Origin of the sequence: Undibacterium sp. KW1 (assembly GCF_009937955.1) — a bacterium.
In the GTDB taxonomy this organism is placed as follows: Bacteria; Pseudomonadota; Gammaproteobacteria; order Burkholderiales; family Burkholderiaceae_D; genus Undibacterium.
Window position 1 is genome coordinate 3,618,264 of record NZ_AP018439.1, and the last position, 17,390, is coordinate 3,635,653.

The window sequence follows — 17,390 nt, forward strand, 5'->3', positions numbered from 1 at the left end:
TTCTTTGAAAGTAGATACTTTTTGCTGGCGAACCTGATTGCAGACTGCAAGGGCATGAATAATAAAAACACACATACTTGTAGCCGGATAGCAATATTATAACCGGGTCACCTATTCCTCTCCTTGAATCAGCGCAAGCAAAAGCATAACTTGCTTTATTGCAAATAAAAAACCTTCCCTAATAAATAAAGGAAGGCTTTATAAGTGACAAAAAATAAAAGAATCAGCCGCTGTTACGCAAACCGGCAGCAATACCATTGATGGACAAATGTATCCCACGACGCACGCGCTCGTCTTCATCGCCCTTACGGTAGCGTTCCAGTAATTCCACCTGCACGTGATTCAATGGCGACAGATAGGGGAAACGGTTACGTATCGAACGCGCAAGCAAAGGATTTGCTGCCAGCAATTCATCCTGCCCAGAAATTGCCTTCAGTATATCTATCGTTGCTTCATGCTCAGCCTGTATGCGCGGGAAGATGCGGTTACGCAAGGATTCATCCTTGACCAGTTGCGCATAACGGCTGGCAATGCCGATATCGCTCTTGGCCAGTACCATCTCCATATTCGACAACACAGTACTGAAAAAAGACCAGTCCTTGAACATCGCCTGCAAAGTCTGCAAACCGGTATCAGGATGTGCCCTCAGATAAGCTTGTACAGCAGAGCCAAAACCAAACCAGCCCGGCAACATCAAACGGCATTGCGACCAGCTGAATACCCAGGGAATGGCACGCAAATCTTCTATCGCTGTAGATTTCTTGCGAGAAGCCGGGCGGCTGCCTATGTTCAGGCCAGCGATCTCGGAAATGACTGTCGATTCCCAGAAATACTGCTCGAAACCCTCGGTTTCATAGACCAGATTACGATAGGCCTTGAAAGCATGGTCGGACAATTCTTCCATCGCTGACAAAAACTCGGGGCGTGGTGCTGGCTCGGTATGTGCCAGCAAACTGGCTTCCATGGTGGCCGCAGCCAATACTTCAAGATTACGCCGCCCTACTTCAGGATTGCCGTATTTGGCAGTAATAACCTCGCCCTGCTCTGTCAGGCGAATCTGCCCCTGCACAGCACCCGCAGGCTGCGCCAATATCGCCTGATAGCTGGGGCCGCCGCCACGGCCAACCGAACCACCACGTCCATGGAACAGGCGCAGGCGCACCTGGTGTTTGCTGAATATGGCGATCAGGTCAAGCTCAGCCTTGTACAGCTCCCAGCCAGAAGTCAAAAAGCCGCCATCCTTGTTACTGTCAGAGTAACCAAGCATGACTTCCTGCGCATTGTTGCGGCTGGCCAGCAGGCGTGCATAAGCCGGTATGCCAAACAACCTGTCCATGACAGGCGCACTATTTTGCAGATCGCCTATGGTTTCAAACAGTGGGATGATATTGACGTCAACACGCCCTTCAGCCGGATGCAGCAGGCCAGACTCTTTCAGGAGCAAGGCCAGCTCCAGCATGTCGGACACGCCATCAGTCTTGGAAATGATGCAATTAGGCACTGTCCCCTTGCCATAGCGCTTTTGAGCGGTGCAGGCGGCACGGTAAATCGCCAGTTCAGACTGTGTCTCTTCTGAATACGTCAGGTAAGGCGAAGCCAGTGGACGGGCCGAGCTGATCTCTTTAATCAAGACTTCTATGCGCAGATCTTCATCCAAATCCAGGTACTTCAATTCAGGATTAGCCGCCTGCAATAACTCATGCACTACGCGCTCGTGCACATCTGAATTCTGGCGCAAATCCACAGGTGCCAGATAAAAACCAAACACCTTGACCGCTCGGCGCAAATGACGCAAACGGCCACGCGTGATCGCAGCAGAACCGTTGTCATACAAGGAATAGTGAACAATATCCAGATCCGCAGCCAGTTCTTCTGCTGTCGCATAAGGTTCGGCGATACCACTGGGGTGGATGACTGGTTCCAGGCCCAGTAATTGTTTGTAGGTCGCAGACAGGCGCGCATACACACCGCTGATGGCCAGGCGATAAGGCTCGTCAGAACGGTGTGGCGAATGATCAGGTGAGCGCTGCGCCAGGGCCAGCAAGTCGTCAGAGACTTTCACCAACAAATTCGCCATCGACAATTGCGAACCCAGGGTATGCAATTCATCAAGATAGAATTTAAAGGCGCGCGTGGCCTGCATGGCCAGGGTTTTTTCCAGCACAGTGGCCGTGACGAAAGGATTGCCATCACGGTCACCACCTATCCAGCTGCCCATCTTCATGAAGCTGGGCAGTTCATGCTGGGCCAGCGCTGCATCTTTGCTTGCCAGTAAATCTTCCAGGCCCGCATACAGATGTGGCAATTCACGCAGGAAAGTGTAGTCGTAAAAACTCAGACCATTTTCCACTTCATCGAGCACTGACAATTTGGAAGTACGCAGCATGCGTGTCTGCCATAGAGTCAGTACGGCACGTCCCAGGGCTTCATCATTCGCGGCTGATTCTTCCGGCGTCAACTGCATGCGATCGCGCTCATCCAGCAGGCGGGTAATCACCATCTGGCAATTCAAGATGCTCTTGCGTTGCACTTCTGTTGGATGAGCAGTCAATACCGGGAACACTTGTGCAGTCTCAAAAAAATCCAGCAATTGCTGGCTGCTGTGACCGGTGTTGTACAGTGCTTCTATGGTGTGCGCCAAACTTCCCTGACGCGGCGCTGATCCTGCAATCAAATGCGCACGGGTGCGACGTATGTGATGCTGGTCTTCCGCCAGATTCACCAGATGTGAAAAATAACTGAAAGCACGTATGACTTGCGTGGTCTGGTCATTGGTCAGGGTATCCAGTGTGGTTTCCAGTTCGGCACGTGCAGCTTCATCTGCGTCACGGCGAAAGCGTATGGAATTCTGGCGCACCTGTTCGATGAGGTCGAATACTTCATCGCCATGCTGGTTTCTTACCGTGTCGCCTAATATGCGGCCCAGCCTGCGTATGTCTTCACGCAGACTCTGGTCTTTGTCGTCGCTGATATCGTTCATTTTTAATTGCGGATGTAGGTGGGCATTCATGCTGACAAATTCTACGGTAAGGATAAAAACAGATCGATGAAAATTCTTGCGTGCCTGCAGTGGCAAATAAGTGGCAATATATTTGCGGCAGCCAGGGCTGCGACTCTACAGAGTAAGCAGCTGTCTTGACAGCATGCTTACACCATCATATAAATTTAATATATCAAATACAATGAGGCTCGCCTACAACACCACGGCGTCAGAAATGAAACGCTAAGCAGCTTTTTTCAATTTATGACTACGGCCAACTGCCATCAACAAACCCTTGGTCGAGCTGTCATAATCTTCCTTGACGGCACTCGGATCAAGACTGATCAATTGCTGCGCCAGCGATTTACCGAGCTCGACACCCCATTGATCAAAGGCATTGATATCCCAGATAACCGATTGCACAAACACCTTGTGTTCATACAGGGCAATCAATGCGCCCAAAGAGCGTGGCGTCAGAGAATCCAGCAAAACAGTTGAAGTCGGGCGATTACCTTCAAACACGCGTGGTGCCAATACCTTGTCAGGCAAGTCGCCAAGTTCAGCCCTTACTTCTGCCATGCTTTTGCCCCAGGCCATGGCCTTGGATTGCGCAAAGCAATTTGCCAGCAGTGCCTGATTATGACCAGGCAAACCTGCATCATCATCAGCAACTACGATAAAGTCGGTAGGGATAATCGTTGCGCCCTGATGTAATAACTGGAAGTAAGCATGCTGACCATTGGTGCCCGCTTCACCAAACAAAATAGGCGAAGTGGTGTAATCAACCCGCTGTCCTTCACGCGTGACAGACTTGCCATTGCTTTCCATTTCCAGTTGCTGCAAATAGGCAGGCAAGCGTGTCATGCGCTGGTGGTAAGGTGCAATCGACAGTGCTTGCAAGCCAAGGAAATTGATATTCCACACACCTATCAAGGCCATCAATACCGGCAGATTTTGTTCCAGCGGTGCCTGGGCGAAATGCAAATCCATTTCATGCGCACCAGCCAGCATTTCTTCAAAACGGTCTGCGCCTACATATAGCGCAATTGACAGACCAATGGCACTCCACATCGAATAACGGCCACCAGCCCAGTTCCAGAACGGGAAAACATTTTCAGGGGCGATACCAAAATCAGCAGCGGCTTTAACATTGGTACTGAGTGCAACAAAGTGCTGACATATCTGATCGACCGGGCAACCATGCGACAACATCCATTCACGCGCAGTGCGGGCATTGGTCAGGGTCTCCATAGTCGAGAAGGTCTTGGATGCGACCACGAACAAAGTTGTTTCAGGATCAGCATTGGCCAGCGCATCAGCCACATGACGGCCATCAACATTGGAGACAAAATGCAGGGACAGGTTTTTTTGCGACCACGGTGCCAAAGCAATGCAAGCCATTTGCGGGCCAAGGTCTGAACCACCGATACCGATATTAACGATAGTGCGTATGGCCTTGCCTGTATATCCCAGCCAGCGGCCTTCCCTGACCGCATCGCTAAATGTCCGCATTTGTGCCAGCACCTGGTGCACGTCGGCAGCAATGTTTTCACCATTCAGATAAAAAGACTCGCCCTTGGGCAAGCGCAATACCGTATGTAGCACTGCGCGGTTTTCCGTCTGGTTGATCGCTTCACCGCGCAACATCGCATCGCGGCGTGACTCTACATCCTGCTGCCTGGCCAGCGCCAGCAAATTCAGCTTTGCTGTCGTGTCTATGCGTTGCTTGGAGTAATCAAGCATGATGCCGCAAGCGGACGCTGAAAAATGCGCAAAGCGCTGAGGGTCAGCACGAAACAGATCTTTCAGGTTGGGCATGTTGGTGGCACGTTGCTGCAACAAACCCCAGATAGGAGTACGCGATACGGAAGTGACCATAATCTTGCTTATAGACGAAAAGTGATGAGTGAAAGTGCTAAAAAATATTATTCCAAACTGTATTTACTTCTTGCCAGCTGCAGCAGCGGCTGCCGCCAGCGCACCAATCGCCGCCCAGTCGCCTGCATTGATGAGGGAGGCTGGACACATCCACGAACCACCTACACACAGGATATTTGATTGTTGCAATAGCGCAGGCGTCGCCTCCACCGTAACACCACCCGTCAGGCAGAATTTCACATCAGGGAAAGGGCCGCCCAGGGCCTTCGCCATCTTGGTCGCACCGACGATATCAGAAGGGAAAAGTTTGACGACATTGAAGCCATGTTCCAGCGCCAGCATCAGGTCACTCGCACCGCCAACCCCAGGAAAATATGGCAGGCCAGAATCAGCAGCGGTTTTTGCCAGCAAAGGCGTGATGCCAGGGCTGATACCAAAGGCTGCGCCTGTCTCTCTGACTGCATCCAGTTGCGCTTGCGTCAGAATGGTACCTGCACCCACCGTCACTGTCGGGCAGGCCTTGACGACTTCGCGCAAGACTGTCATGGCATTTGGCGTACGCAAGGTGATTTCAACTGCTGGCAAACCATTTTCTGCCAGCGTAGTCACACAACGTATCGCCTGATCGACATCATCAGTAACCAGGATAGGCAATACACGGATTTGTTCCAGTTGGGCGATGATGTTTCGCTTGCTCATACTGATATTCAGGCTCATGATGGTTTCGCTTTTAGAAAATTAATCAATGAAAAGAGTGGATGCGCCATGCTCAGGCGCTGTCACGACACGACGCTGTGCGGCAAACAAGTCGCGGCCATAACCGAAAGTGACTTCCTTGCTGAGTTCACGCACGGCGCGTTGTGACCAGACATCAGCATCCACCAGGGCACGCAATTCACCCGTGTGGACATTGAGTTCAACAACATCGCCGTCACGCACTTTACCGAGCGGGCCGCCTTGTGCCACTTCCGGGCTGACATGCAGGGCCGCTGGCACTTTGCCGGATGCACCCGACATGCGGCCATCCGTCACCAGTGCAACCTTATACCCCGCCGACATCAGGCTACCCAGCACAGGGGTGAACTGATGCAACTCAGGCATACCGTTCGCTTGCGGGCCCTGGAAGATGACGACAGCGACGAAATCCATATTCAGCTCGCCTGCTTTATACGCTTTGACGAGTGCATCCTGCGATTCAAATACTTTTGCCGGTGCCTTGATGACCCAAGCATCTTCAGGCACGGCAGATGCCTTGACAATCGCGCGGCCCAGATTGCCATGCAATAAACGCAGGCCGCCAGTAGGTGCGAATGGATCAGTCACATTGCGTACCACTGTTGTGTCGGTCGATTCTGCAGGCAGCGCTTCCCATTTAACTTTGCCATCTTCAGTCAATACCGGGCGGCTCGTGTGTGAATTCAAACCATCATTGCCATACACTGTCATGACATCTGCATGCATGAGTCCGGCAGACAAAAGTTCACGTATAACAAAGACCGGGCCACCGGCATCTTCAAAGGCATTCACGTCTGCGGTACCGTTAGGATAAACACGCGTCAGCAGAGGGATGACGGATGACAGTTCATCAAAATCCTGCCAGTCGATGATGATGCCAGCGGCGCGTGCCACGGCAATCCAGTGGATAGTGTGGTTGGTAGAACCACCCGTCGCCAGCAGGGCAATGATGGCATTGACGATGGTTTTTTCATTGACCAGTTGACCTATGGGTCTGTAGTTGCCGCTTTGCTCGGTCAATTGCAGGACGCGCTCTACTGCTGCATCTGTGAGCACACTGCGCAATGGGTCTCCCGGATGGACAAAGGCGGCACCTGGCAAATGCAGGCCCATGGCTTCCAGCAGCATCTGGTTGCTGTTGGCTGTGCCATAGAAAGTACAGGTGCCTGCACTATGGTAGGCGGCGCTTTCTGCCGCCAGCAATTCTTCCTTGGTCGCTTTGCCTTGGGCATAGCGTTCACGCACTGCTGCTTTTTCTTTATTCGACAAACCAGAGCCCATGGGGCCAGCAGGGATGAAGATGGTTGGCAGATGACCAAAGGCCAGCGCACCTATCAGCAGGCCAGGTACGATCTTGTCGCAAATACCGAGGCAGAGCGTCGCATCAAAAGCATCATGGCTCAGCGCCACGGCAGTTGCCTGGGCTATCACATCACGTGAGAAGAGCGAGAGCTCCATGCCAGGGCGGCCCTGTGTCACGCCATCACACATGGCAGGCACAGCACCGGCCACCTGGGCAGTGCCACCAAAGCGCAGCGCTGTCTGGCGTATCTGCGCTGGATAGTGCTCATAAGGCTGATGTGCCGACAGCATATCGTTGTAGGCAGTGACTATGCCGATATTTGGTTTTTGCGCCTGGTTGAGCCAGATCTTGGTGCCATTGTCCATCGCTGCATTGGCATGCGCCTGATTAGCACAGGACAGGCTGGCGCGGCGCGGGCCACGGCCACGCATTTGCTCCAGATGGGAAAGATAAGTACTGCGCAAGGTTTTGCTGCGCTCGGTAATGCGCTGGGTAACCTTGTCGATAACAGGATGCAGCGCAATGGATGGGGATGTCGTCATATAACACCTGTGGCCCGTTCGGGCGAAAAATAAGAAAGCTGTAGCAATACTGAATCAATGCAGCAAAGATAGCATAAATCCCCACATTTCTGTAACAAACTTTCAGTATTTTGATATTTAGCTGTTTTTTTTGGCAAAAACATCAAATTTATCGTAATGAAACTACATTTTTGAATATTTTCTGGCATAATCGGGATAAATCACTATCATCAATGTAGTACATCTTTTGCAATGCATGACAAACTCAGGCAAGCAAAACAGCAGCATCTGGCAACAGACGGTAACTTACGGGAACATATACCTGCCGTCTGTGTTGCACCCAACATAACAACCGACACAACACGGAGTCAGCATGACCACATTTGTTTTATTTGGCGGCACCGGCGACCTTGCCAAGCGCAAGATCATCCCTGCTTTGTATAGCGCATTTGTGAATGGCAGGCTGGACCAGAACTTCAAGTTCATTGGTGCCGCCCGCGAAAAATTGACTGATGAAGAATTTCGGGTGCGTGTTGCGACTGCCATTGAATCCTATGCTGCCAACGTAGATGGTGCGACGGAAGAAAAACGATCTGCCTTTTTGGCGACCACGCATTATTCCAAAATAGATGCGCGCATCCCTGAAGACTTTGCTGCCCTCAAAGACAATCTGCATACCAGTGAAACCAATGCCACCCTGTTTTACCTGGCGACAGGCCCCGACATTTTCATCCCCGTTGTTGAGCAATTGTCCAAGCATGGCCTGGTAGAAGGTAATGCCCGTGTCGTGGTCGAGAAACCTCTGGGCCGCGATGCGCAATCTGCCAAAGAGATCAACCAGTCCCTGCGCACTTACCTGAACGAAAACCAGATTTACCGTATCGATCATTACCTCGGTAAAGAGATGGTGCAAAACCTGCTGGCACTGCGTTTTGCCAATTCTTTCCTGGAGCCATTATGGAACCGCAAATGGATACAGGATGTACAAATCTCCATCTCTGAACAGGTCGGCGTCGAATCACGCGGTGATTTCTATGACCATACTGGCGCGTTGCGCGACATGGTGCAAAACCATTTGCTGCAACTGGTGTCCATCGTCGCGATGGAACCACCAGTGAATGCCAACCCGGATGCGATACGCGATGAAAAAGTCAAGGTTTTGCGCGCCCTGCACAAGTTCACGCCTGACGAAGTCAGCAAGAAAACTGTGCGCGGCCAATATCGTGCCGGCGCCGTTGATGGCAAACCCGTCATTGCTTACCAGAATGAACCCGGCGTACCGCCTGCATCCCGCACTGAAACCTTTGTCGCCATCCGTGCCGAGATAGATAACTGGCGCTGGGCTGGTGTGCCTTTCTATCTGCGCACAGGTAAACGTATGGCCAGCCGCAGTGCGGAAATCACGATCAATTTCAAGCCTATCCCCTACTCCATCTTTGGCAAGTCACAAGGGCCTTTGCGTTCGAACCGCCTCGTCATTTCTTTGCAACCTGAAGAAAGCGTGCAATTGTATATGAAGGCCAAGGAACCGGGCGAAGGCATACGCCTGTCCGACGTTGCCCTGAACCTGGATTTTGCCGAAGTGTCGAATTCACGCCGCGTTGAATCTTATGAGCGTCTGTTGCTTGACGCCATGCACGGCGACCTGACCCTGTTCGTGCGCGATGATGAACTGAGTGCTGCCTGGGCCTGGATAGACCCCATCATGAGCGCCTGGCAAAACGATAGCGAAGGCCTGAAGTCATATATCTCCGGTAGTTGGGGTCCATCTGCTGCCAGTTACTTGCTGGCACAGCATGGGGCAGCCTGGGGTGAAGAATTCGTTGAAAGCTAAGCGATAAAATGACTATGAAATACCATACTTTTGAAAACTTCACGGCACTGACCGAAGCCCTGAGCCAGCAATGGCTGAATGTGATCAAGACCACACCGGATGGCAGCAGCTTTGCCCTGGCTGGAGGCTCCACACCTGCGCCTGTATATCAGCGCCTGGATCAGTTGCTATCGAATATCGATGCGCACAATCCCATCAAACTGGTAGCTACCGATGAACGCTGGGTACCGGATCAGGACGCGCAGAGCAATGAGGGTCTGTTCCGCCGCTGCCTGTCCGGTTCTGCCACGGGCAAGCGCTGGCAACTGGTGTCCCTGAAAAATGCTTCGAGCACGCCGGAAGTGGCGACAGAAGCCATCAATGTGCGTCTGAAGGAACAATTGCCGCAAGCCTTCAGTGCAGTCTTGCTGGGCATGGGCGCAGACGGGCATATTGCCTCCCTCTTCCCTGGCGCACCTACCCAGCATGATGACCTGGCTTGCCTGGCAGCGGTGCATCCGCAAACCCGCCAGAGCCGCATGTCATTGTCCTTGCCGCGTCTTTTGAATACCAAACGCATCTGGCTCGTCATCACCGGTGCAGAAAAACGACAGGTACTGGAACAGGCAGTAGAAAATAATCTGCCAGTTGCCTCCTTGCTGCGTGAAGCAGGCTGTACCATAGATGTTTTCTGGTGCCCGTAAAGCTCATGTATATGGCCAATCCGTTTTCTGACAATAAACCCAACAATCCTCCTGAAAAAGGTTTGCTGGCACGCATACGCACTGCCAGCACGGCTTTAAGCCGTGCCGAGCGCCAGGTAGCAGAATTTTTACTGCAAAAACCGCATGATGCACTGGAAATGTCGATACGGGTTCTGGCCCAGGCCTGCGACGTCAGCGAACCCACGGTCGCCCGCTTTGCCCAGAGCATGGGTTTTGATGGCTTCAAGACCTTCAAACTGGCGTTTGCCAAAAGCCTGGCCACCGGCATCCCGTTCCTGCATCTGGATGTGAACCAGGCTGATCATGTGCGTGATGTCTTGCCCAAGGTCTTTGACCGCACCATCGCCGCATTGATGGAAGCCCGCAATAATGCCAATACCGCGACCTTTGAAGCTGCAGTCAATCTGCTGGCACGCGCACGCCGCATAGAATGTTATGGCCTGGGTTATTCTGGCGCACTGGCGATTGATGCGCAGTTGAAGTTTTTCCGCTTTGGCATACCGACTACCGTATTTTGCGACGCCCACTTGCAGGCGCAATCCGCCACCTTGTTGAACAGCGATTGTGTGGTCGTGGCATTTTCCCGCACTGGACGCACACGTGACCTCATCAACAGCGTGCAACTGGCGAAACAGGCTGGTGCCAGAATACTGGTATTGTGCGCCAGTGGCGGCCCATTGGCAGAACTGGCTGATGTGCACATAGGTGTTGATGTGGAAGAAGACCCCGACATCTACACACCGATGACTTCACGCCTTGCGCATCTGACCTATATCGATGCACTGGCAGTGGCTGTCACCTTGCTGCGTGGCCCTGCGGCCATCGATATGCTGGAAAGAGCCAAGGCCAGTATCAGTGAGAAACGGCTTGTACCCAAGATAGGTTAAGGTCAATTAGGCCAACGTCAAACAGTTTGCATAGCGGCGTTGGCTACTACCCTGGCACGCCGCTTCCTCATCCAGATAATCACACCTGTGACGCTCAGCATGGCGACCACCAGGCCCAGCAGTGAAATCAGGATACGCCCGGTCAAGCCGAGTATGCGGCCTGAATGCAATGGGAATTGCGCCTGCAGGAAAATATCACCAGCAGAACCAGTACCGGGGATTTTACCTCCCAGCGCACTGCCGTCCTTGCCATCAAAATACAGCCAGGCATTACCCAGGCCGACATCGCCATGATCATTACCAGGCTCAAAAAATCCCACACCATACACACCAAATGCGGGTGAATAAAATATGCCGCCAGCAGGCAAGGTCCAGCCGCGTTTTTGCGCCTCCTGTTTTGCCAATTCCGTAACCTGTTCACGGCTGATCACGGGTATCAGAGGCTTGTCCGGTGCTTGCGGTATACGGCTGGCAAATACATCCGCACTCAGAGGTGAAAATAATGAAACGACTGGGCGTACCACTTGTGCATTAAGGTTCATCGATACTGAGGTAATCGCCAGCAGCAGCATGAACAACCATAGCCAGACACCACTGGAGCGGTGCAAATCAAAATTGAGTTTATGCCCTCCCTGACGCCAGCGAAAAGCAAATGACTTGCGCCAGCTACGCCAGTTGGGGAAAGACAGCCATAGCGCGATAAAACAATCGAGCGCCCACACTATGCCGACGATGCCCATGAACAGAACACCCAGCTCTATGCCCGATACTTCGGGTATATGCATGGTGTAATGCAGCTTGTATAAAAATGGCAGCAGGTTTTCACGGCTCAGGGATATCTCACCCCATTGCCGCTTGCCCTGTACATCGCCAGTGACAGGGTCGACTGCAATCTGGTTAAAGCCCAGGGGATAAGCCTTGCCAGTGGCAGGATCTATCCTGCCTTCTACCGACATCTGGCTGGTGTGTCCTGGCTCTGCCTCGCTCAGGACATAGGTCACCCAGATGCGCGGGTCACGTGCTTCTACCCTGTTGGCCAGTTCCAGTCCTGACATGGGTTTGCCAGCCTTGCCTTGCGACTGGCTGTGCGCCTGGAACAAATGCGGATTGAGCAAAGCATCCAGCTCATGATCCCAGGAGATGAAAGCACCCGTCAGGCCAGAGATAAACAGGAATACCGCCACCGCAAGCCCAAACCAGCGGTGCAGTAAAACAAAGACAGGACGCATCAACATAAACTTCCTGGCTTATCAATATTTCCAGTTGACCGCAACGCTGCCGTTTCTTGGCGCAGCGTAATAGCCCTGGCTCCAGTACAGGCTGGTCAGATATTTTTGATCACTGACATTGTTCAGGTTGGCCGATATGCTGAGATTCTGATTCACGTCATAGCGCGCCATCAGGTTCAGCGTTGCATAACTGCCCTGGCGTATGATGTTGCCTGAGCCTTCATCACGGAAAATAGCCGACTGCCAGTTCAGGCTACCACCCACTTTTGCCTTTGGCATGAAAGGCAGTTGATAAGCAGTCGACAGACGGAACAATTTGCGCGGCACATAAGTTTTGACATCCTGATCATTGCTACCCTTGAGACTCAACTGTGTATAGCCTGCGCTGAGGTTCCAGCCTTTTGCCAATTCACCACTGGCGTCAAGTTCAAAGCCTTGTGATTGCGCATCTATGCCACGGTAATAGCTCTTGGTGCCTATATAGCCTGCCTGCTCCGCTGCATTGTTTTGCTGTATCTTGAAAACAGCCGCAGACAGGTTCAGCTTGCGGTTGAACAGTTCGACCTTGAGACCCAATTCATCGCCTTTACCCTTAACAGGGTCAAGGGTTTTTCCACTCGCATCCACTTCGCTTTGGGGATTGAAGATTTCCGTGTGGCTGGCATACACAGAAGCATAAGGTGTCAGATCATAGACCAGGCCCAGATAAGGCGAGGTGTTGCTGGCATTCTTGCGGCTGCTGACGCCATAAGCATAACCGGTGCTCTCTGCCTTGGTATGGTTTGCTCCGGCGATGAATTTGAATTGATCCGCCAGGTTGAAACGGGATGCAATAAATACAGTCTTGCGCGTGTCTTCATACGCACTGCCATCGGTGTAGGCATTGAATGCGGGTTGCGGGTAATTGCCAGTCCAGTTGCTGATATCAGGCAGTGCCGTACCTATGCCCACGCCGTAATGGGAAATATCATCCATCTTCGATTTCGACCAGTTGATACCAAAACTGAGGTCGTGCTTACGTCCTGCCAAGGTGAACTTGCCACTGGCAGACAAGTCAAACAGGGTTTGAGTATTCACATCGTTATACAAGGACGGGTAGCTATATAAACCCAGGCCAGTTGTGCGGTCTGGCGTGCCATAGACATAAAACAATTTGGAGTCGGCCGTAGATCTGTTGCGGCTCAGTGTCGCCTTGATCTGCCAGTCATTGTTGAGCTGATGACTCAGATCAACAAAGCTGCGATCATCCTGGGTCAACCAGCGCGACCAGTCTGCAGCAGTACTGGTAGAAGTTCTGTAATTGGTTGGGCTGCCATCGGTGTAATACAGCGGCAAGGCACCCCACATGCCGCCTTTGGCATCGCTCTTCTGATGTGAATGCCCCAGTGTCAGCACTGTGGATTCGCCGAGGTTGGCTTCAATCACGCCATATACGACGGTTTTTTCAGGCGAATAGCGGTCAAGATAAGAATCACCGGCCTGCTTTGCCACTACGATACGGCCAGCAACTGTGCCAGCGCTGTTCAATGTACTGGATACATCTGCATCCAGCCTGCGTGTATTCCACGAGCCCAGTGTCAAACCTGCGGACGCCTGGAACTGATAGACCGGACGCTTGCGTATGAAGTTAACCGTCGCAGATGGATTGCCGGTCGCTGACATCAGGCCATTCGCGCCGCGCACGATATCCACCCTGTCGTAAATCGCAGTATCAATATCACCAGCCACGTTGCCAGAGGTGAATGGCAAACCGACGCCATCGTACTGGAAATTGGTAATATCAAAACCGCGTGCCATGTAATAAGTGCGGTCGGTCTCCACTTTTTCTACCGACACGCCAGTGGTATTAGACAGCACATCATTCACATTGACTTGCTTAAAGTCGTCCATCTTGGCACGGGTAACAACGGATACCGATTGCGGTGTTTCACGCAAAGAAAGATCAAGTCTGGTTGCTGAACTGCTTTTTCTTTTTGTATATGCGCCTGTTTTTTCTGTACTCGGTTCATTCCCGGAAACGCCAGTCACGAGCACCTCAGGCAATTCAGCCTGCCGAGCCTTGGCTGGCGCGGGCTCATCGGCGAAAGCCGGAGCCGCCAGCAGCATGGACAGCGCCAATGCAATTGGGCTCAAGGGATGGAGAGAATTTACAAGATGTACATTTTTTTGTAGCGATGCCTGTATCTTGCGAGGGAAAGCATGGGGAAAGGACGAACGATGTGAGCGCAAAGTCATAAATAAGCCTGGAAATTGACTAGCTGTACAGAGAGAGCCTCTGAGAGCGTCAGAATTAAAAATTTCGGCTTATTTTACTCACACATAAATGCAATTGCAAATCATTCTCATTTATATTTAAAAATCAAACACCTGCGCTTCCCAGCAGCAATCCCCTTGTATGGCGTGCTTATTACATTGACATGAACTTCCAGTGCCCTCGTACAGCATCAATCACAGCTACCAACTGCACTACAAGCCTGGTAAGTCTTCTGCTTTTTCTGCGAAGTGCACTTGCCATCTTTGGCATCGCAGCTAATCGTATAGGTGGTTTCCAGCACATCCACCCAACTGCCTATCTCGCATTGTTGCGCATCATTTGTATTGCCTTTGAAATCTGCTTCACTGCGTGTCAATAATTGTATGGTGCCGGTCTTGACCGGTTTCACCTCAAAGCCTTGCACCTGATCCTGGAATTTTTCATCGAGATAGGTTTTACCCTTTTGTTTCAGGTCAAAAATGGCAAAGCCTTCACCGGCACTATCACCCATGCAACTTTGCTGGTTGCCAATCGCAATGCGCATGCTGGTGCCCGGCATGGCCTGGCTCTTTGTCGGAATGTCTGTCAGCAAGCTCATATCGCTTTTATTGAAAAAGACGGAACGAAACTGATCTGTGCCACCATCAATGTCATCGCTATGTGCAGTCAGCACTTCGCGTATTTGCAACAACATATGCTCACCCAGGTCTTCGAATTCAATTTGTATGACACCTGCGGGCAAGGGCGGCAAATCCTCCCCTGCTTTTGCCACGCCGTGCAATGTCAATTGCCGGGCATTGAACGCGTCTATCCATTTGCGCAAAACCGCCTCGTCGTAAGACTTCATTTTAAGTTGCAGGCTGGCAATGAAGCTATCCACAGTATCCGCCAGGTCTGGTTTTGCTGCCAGGCTATTGGCAGTTGTGCTGGCAACGCTGGATACGGCAGCATTTTCTGATGCAGGTGAGTCTGGTTTACTATCCCCTTGCTGCTTGCTACAGGCACACATTGCCGCGCAAATCATTATTATGTAACCAAGTCTGGCTATTCCTGATGCGTGAAAATTAAACATTTTATTGAGCTGCTTTTTAGAACTCATTTCATAAATAGGGATGAGTGCGAACAAGGCGATTGTAGTGGTTTGGGATGCAGTGCAAGGCGTGGCCTGCAGCTAAGGCTCATGCCTTAGCAAAGGACGCAACGCAGCAATGCGCCCAAATCGTCAGTTCCCGAAGGGTTTGCCTCATAACACGTATCAGACAACATTGATTTATTGAAAATAGTGCCACAATTGACAACCACAAACGTGTTACCGATCCGTGTTATGAGGCGAACGCATCTCATTCATATTTATGAAATGAGTTCTAGCTACTTAAGGGGCAAAGGGGGCGATTCTAAATCCAGCATCGCAAAAACGCATAAAAATATGCGCGTGCCGTTGTTGCCAGTGTACGCTGATGATAAAAATCCAAGTCAGCCGCTGGTAATTCAGGCAAGCTAAGAGAAATATTCTTCATAGGAGCCAGGTTTATGAATACCATCTCTCTTACCCAGATTATTGACAGCGTCAAGGACTTACCGACTTTGCCTGCCATCGTGATGGAATTATTGAATAACATCGATAATGAAGAATTGAATATGCATGACCTCGCGCAAAAAGTCAGCCATGACATGGCGCTGACCGCCAAGACCCTGCGCTACGCAAACTCACCTTATTACTCGACCATGATCAAGGTCACGACTGTGCAACAGGCGATTTCACTGTTGGGCTTGAGTACAGTAAGACAGATCGTGATCACCGCGGCACTGACGGGCTGCTTCCCTGAAAATAACTGTAGAGGATTTAATCACAAGGATTTCTGGCGGCATTCCAATGCCGTTGCCATTGCGGCCCGCATACTGGCCCGCCGCCTCAAGCTCAACCCAGATGTAGCTTTCACTGCCGGTTTATTGCACGACATAGGCGCACTGGTATTGGCGACCTGCTATACCGGAGCCTATGAAAAGGTTTTGGAGCAAAGGCAGGAACTGCAAACAACGCAGTATGAAACTGAAAAGCAGCTATTGGGGATAGATCACGCCCTGGTTGGAGAGACCCTGGCAACACAGTGGAATTTTTCAGAAGTCATGATCAAAGCGATCGCTGGTCACCATCACCCAGAAAAGCCCGGTCTCGGTTTTCTGGCAACCATAGTCCATGTTGCAGATGGCATAGCCCACGCTCTTGGAGTGACCACCACACCTGATCTGGCACCGCCAGAAATCACCGGTCAGTCATGGGAGAGCCTGGGTCTGGACCAGACTCTGCTTGATGAAGTACTGGCCGAAGCCGCCGTAGAATTTGAAAAATTGCAGGAAGCGGTTGAAGTATAAGCTCACCTGTAAATTACAAGTCAGGTTGTATCAAATGCCCCAGCTTGGTCGCCTTGGTGCTCAGGTAGCGTTCATTATAGGGATTGCGCTTGACGATCAGAGGGACGTGCTCGTGTACCCTGACATTCATGCCTTCCATTGCTGAAATCTTGCGCGGGTTATTCGTCATCAGGCGTACCGACTCTATACCCAGATGTTTGAGCATGGGGTCGCACAGGCTATAGTCGCGCAGGTCGGCAGCAAAGCCTAGCTTTTGATTGGCTTCTACTGTATCGGCACCTTCGTCTTGCAGATGATAGGCACGTACCTTGTTGAGCAGGCCTATGCCACGCCCTTCCTGACGCAGATACAGCAAAGCGCCGCGCCCTTCCTGGGCGATTTTTTGCAAGGCCAGTTCCAGTTGCGGGCCACAGTCACAGCGCTTGCTGAATAAGGCATCACCGGTCAGGCACTCTGAATGTATGCGTGCAAGCACGGGCTGGCCATCAGCCACATCGCCAAGAGTCAGGGCGATATGCTCTTTGCCCGTTGCCGTTTCTACAAAGGCATGCATGCGGAAGGTTGCCCAGGTCGTGGGCAGGTTACAGGAATCGACATATTCCAAAGCCTGTTCATCTAATTTGACAGGCTGGTCATTGCTTAACATACAATTCTCGCGGATTCTTTTTATGGATTATTGCCTGGCTTAGCGC

At 51.6% G+C, this 17,390-nt stretch carries 12 protein-coding genes; 4 read left to right on the plus strand and 8 right to left on the minus strand.

The window, feature by feature from the left end; translation table 11 throughout:
• Positions 1-223: 223 nt before the first annotated feature.
• The 4 genes from ppc to edd form a co-directional block, all read right to left on the minus strand.
• Positions 224-3,010: a phosphoenolpyruvate carboxylase gene (gene ppc, locus UNDKW_RS16245; protein WP_197892902.1), complete on the minus strand. Its 2,787-nt coding sequence runs from the start codon at positions 3,008-3,010 to the stop codon at positions 224-226.
• Between the two features lie 213 nt (positions 3,011-3,223).
• Positions 3,224-4,858, minus strand: a complete 1,635-nt coding sequence (gene pgi, locus UNDKW_RS16250; protein ID WP_162059517.1) for a glucose-6-phosphate isomerase — start codon at positions 4,856-4,858, stop codon at positions 3,224-3,226.
• 63 nt (positions 4,859-4,921) lie between these two features.
• Positions 4,922-5,575, minus strand: coding sequence for a bifunctional 4-hydroxy-2-oxoglutarate aldolase/2-dehydro-3-deoxy-phosphogluconate aldolase (gene eda, locus UNDKW_RS16255; RefSeq protein ID WP_162059518.1), 654 nt, complete (start codon positions 5,573-5,575; stop codon positions 4,922-4,924).
• A 21-nt stretch (positions 5,576-5,596) separates the two neighbouring features.
• The gene (gene edd / locus UNDKW_RS16260; protein WP_162059519.1) at positions 5,597-7,438 is read right to left on the minus strand and encodes a phosphogluconate dehydratase; all 1,842 of its coding nucleotides are present in this window, start codon (positions 7,436-7,438) and stop codon (positions 5,597-5,599) included.
• A gap of 352 nt (positions 7,439-7,790) precedes the next feature.
• On the opposite strand from edd, the gene zwf reads away from it, so the two are divergent.
• The 3 genes from zwf to UNDKW_RS16275 are packed head-to-tail and all read left to right on the plus strand — an operon-like array spanning position 7,791 to position 10,842.
• Positions 7,791-9,251, plus strand: a complete 1,461-nt coding sequence (gene zwf / locus UNDKW_RS16265; protein WP_162059520.1) for a glucose-6-phosphate dehydrogenase — start codon at positions 7,791-7,793, stop codon at positions 9,249-9,251.
• Positions 9,252-9,265: 14 nt separating this feature from the next.
• The gene (pgl, locus tag UNDKW_RS16270; RefSeq protein ID WP_162059521.1) at positions 9,266-9,934 is read left to right on the plus strand and encodes a 6-phosphogluconolactonase; all 669 of its coding nucleotides are present in this window, start codon (positions 9,266-9,268) and stop codon (positions 9,932-9,934) included.
• Between the two features lie 5 nt (positions 9,935-9,939).
• The gene (locus tag UNDKW_RS16275) at positions 9,940-10,842 is read left to right on the plus strand and encodes an SIS domain-containing protein (RefSeq protein WP_162042016.1); all 903 of its coding nucleotides are present in this window, start codon (positions 9,940-9,942) and stop codon (positions 10,840-10,842) included.
• A gap of 17 nt (positions 10,843-10,859) precedes the next feature.
• Here the strand turns inward: UNDKW_RS16275 and UNDKW_RS16280 are convergent, their stop codons facing one another.
• The 3 genes from UNDKW_RS16280 to UNDKW_RS16290 all read right to left on the minus strand — a co-directional run bounded on the left by UNDKW_RS16280 (position 10,860) and on the right by UNDKW_RS16290 (position 15,349).
• Positions 10,860-12,071, minus strand: a complete 1,212-nt coding sequence (locus tag UNDKW_RS16280) for a PepSY domain-containing protein (protein ID WP_162061978.1) — start codon at positions 12,069-12,071, stop codon at positions 10,860-10,862.
• Positions 12,072-12,092: 21 nt separating this feature from the next.
• Complete coding sequence (locus UNDKW_RS16285) at positions 12,093-14,204, minus strand: TonB-dependent siderophore receptor (protein WP_232063005.1); 2,112 nt, start codon at positions 14,202-14,204, stop codon at positions 12,093-12,095.
• A gap of 311 nt (positions 14,205-14,515) precedes the next feature.
• Positions 14,516-15,349: a hypothetical protein gene (locus UNDKW_RS16290; RefSeq protein ID WP_162059522.1), complete on the minus strand. Its 834-nt coding sequence runs from the start codon at positions 15,347-15,349 to the stop codon at positions 14,516-14,518.
• Between the two features lie 506 nt (positions 15,350-15,855).
• Here UNDKW_RS16290 and UNDKW_RS16295 point away from each other — a divergent pair.
• Positions 15,856-16,698, plus strand: coding sequence for an HDOD domain-containing protein (locus UNDKW_RS16295; protein ID WP_162059523.1), 843 nt, complete (start codon positions 15,856-15,858; stop codon positions 16,696-16,698).
• A 13-nt stretch (positions 16,699-16,711) separates the two neighbouring features.
• On the opposite strand, the gene ribA is transcribed toward UNDKW_RS16295, so the two are convergent.
• Entirely contained in the window at positions 16,712-17,344 is a 633-nt protein-coding gene (gene ribA, locus UNDKW_RS16300) for a GTP cyclohydrolase II (RefSeq protein ID WP_162042019.1), read from the minus strand.
• Positions 17,345-17,390: the final 46 nt, after the last annotated feature.